A 2,414-nucleotide genomic window follows, 5' to 3' on the forward strand; every position below is an offset into this window, starting at 1 on the left:
TTCTGCGTTGTTGCTACCGGCGACTTGTTCTATATTACACCTCCAAAGTACAATCGTCAACACCTTTTTATAAAGATATTTAATTTAATATGTTCACACCACTTTATCCAGCTATTTGTAGGCGGTAAGACTCCCACTTCAAAGCCCGACTGAAGCAAAAAAGTTAGTAGTGAGCCTAACAACCCATAAAAGCTCGGTTAATGAAGACCACATAAGAATCCACAAAAATATTATTAAATAGCAATCATTGTCTACTCTTATCTATGAATCTCTCTATTTCAAAAGAATTATCCCCATACATTACTGGGTTCCAAAAAAGATTCTTTTCTAGCGACTTCATTTACTCTCCTTATCTTAATTACAATATCTCTTTTCTAACAGTGCACACACTCAACTTCACTACCCTCAACCATTCATAGAATGAACCAACTAATAGACTAGATCCAATTAATATTAAAAATTATGAGGAGTAAAGTGCAATCAGTAGATTATTTCACCAAACCAGTTGGAAATAGAGTAATTGATTCGTTTACAGATTTCGCGATACTTTATAGAAGAACACTTATTGTTTTGATACATTTCAACTATAGACAAGAACAAGACGCTAAAACATATAAACATGCAACAGTCATAGTACCGTAGCTCACGAACCTATACGGTCTATCCTGAGAGTGGTGATGGTACACCGCAATCTTGCACGTCAACGATACCAAAAATGGACTTCGCCTTTGATAGCAAGCATCACACTGATGTTAATCAGCTTGCCCCTTTAGTAGTAGGAATGTCAATATATCCAATTTTAATGAAAAACCACTTCACTAAAGCATGTAAAGTTACAGCTATAATGAAGATCCGAACCTAGCGATGTAGCCCTCCTTTAAATACATATGTTCAATAAAAAATAAGCAGCCCAATTGATCGAATATACCTATTACACCATTAAAGAACAAACGTTCTAACCCCTTGTAATAGGCCACTACTTCCTTGCATTTAAGTAATCACACTATAATTTTCCACTTACACTTATCTTCTATATAAAAGCTCCAAAATTATAAAATTTAAAGAGTTATATTCTATATCTATATACAGACTATCGTAAGCTTTTCCATTAGAAGAACAAATATCATTGCTAACAAAGCATTTAGTTTCATTATTGCAGCCCAAATTACAAATAGAGTATATGAAACTGAATTTATTCCTGATGAATTTATTCTCCCTCCCACTTATTTATATCAACGTGATAATAAAGATACATATGCCATTCGAATAGCAATCAGTGGCCAACTATACTTTAATGACCTTATTTGTAAGGTTACACAAAAATGACTCTTATCCAACCACTAGAGGAAACAAGTATAACTTGTAAAGAAGCTGAACACTATTTACAAGAGCAGTTCAAATATTACTACTCATAACTGGTCTTCCCATCCGAAAAATTTCTTGGGAAGCTAATGTAATGAACTATGCAGACTATAAAAAAGATTATAGAGTCTAGACATTAACCCACACATCGTTATCCAAAATGTTATATATGAAAGTAATACACAAAACTTGCGAGAATTATATTTTGAAATTATCGCTGCTCTTCAAAAGCCAGATCCATAAAGAAAAAAATACTCGCTATTATCTTTTTAACTCCACCACCTTTATCACATAACTACTTAAAACAAATAAATAAGATAACCTGTTACAAAAACACCTCCTGAATTTTCATACTTAGTATGCGAATTCAGGAGGTGTTTTTTCATGTACCACTATTCGGGTTCATTTCAATTTAACATGTCGTAGCTTCTTTTCTATTCACGAATTAAAATCATTATCATACGAAACAATTCAGATATTAAATATCCTGTCTATTATGTTTCTATGAAAAAGATGCTCGCGAATGGAGCGAACTTGTTTAAGGGCCATATATATTTCTTCAGTTTATTACCTGCATTAATCCGTGGATGTGAACCACTCGCCACTTAGCAAAGCTTGAAGTGGGAGCTTCTCAGTTCCACGATGAAAGTAACCTTTAGTCTCCCTGAGCGTTACTTCGGGGTGTTCCACCCCTAGATATCCAACGCTTGGACGCTCTTTTGGTACAGTTGATATTTTACGCAGGAACCGAATGGCTTGGTTTTCGCACTCTATTTTCTTCCTGCAACCTTCTATATCAAGTTATCAAAGAACTTCATATAGCTAGTACAAATAAACAATATACTACTTGTTCATGAAAGTTTTGAGCTTATTACTGTAAAAAAGTAATACTATAGTAAGCAGAATAAATGCATTTGTTTTATTAAACACAAAAAAGACGAGTCATCCTGACTCGTCTTAAAGTTGCTTGGCGACGTCCTACTCTCACAGGGACAAGGTCCCAACTACCATCGGCGCTAGAGAGCTTAACTTCCGTGTTCGGTATGGGAACG

General features: G+C 34.6%; 1 protein-coding gene and 1 rRNA gene. One reads left to right on the forward strand and one right to left on the reverse strand.

Translation table 11 applies throughout. The annotated features are described in order from the left end of the window. Window positions 1-474 precede the first annotated feature (474 nt). On the forward strand, window positions 475-642 hold the full coding sequence (locus MR065_RS26930; RefSeq protein ID WP_242215731.1) for a hypothetical protein: 168 nt from the start codon (window positions 475-477) through the stop codon (window positions 640-642). 1,685 nt (window positions 643-2,327) lie between these two features. On the opposite strand, the gene rrf is transcribed toward MR065_RS26930, so the two are convergent. Continuing rightward, window positions 2,328-2,414, reverse strand: a 5S ribosomal RNA gene (rrf, locus tag MR065_RS26935); the annotation flags it as partial.

Origin of the sequence: Bacillus cereus group sp. BfR-BA-01383, assembly GCF_022663495.1 — a bacterium.
GTDB classification, from domain to species: Bacteria; Bacillota; Bacilli; order Bacillales; family Bacillaceae_G; genus Bacillus_A; species Bacillus_A cereus_AU.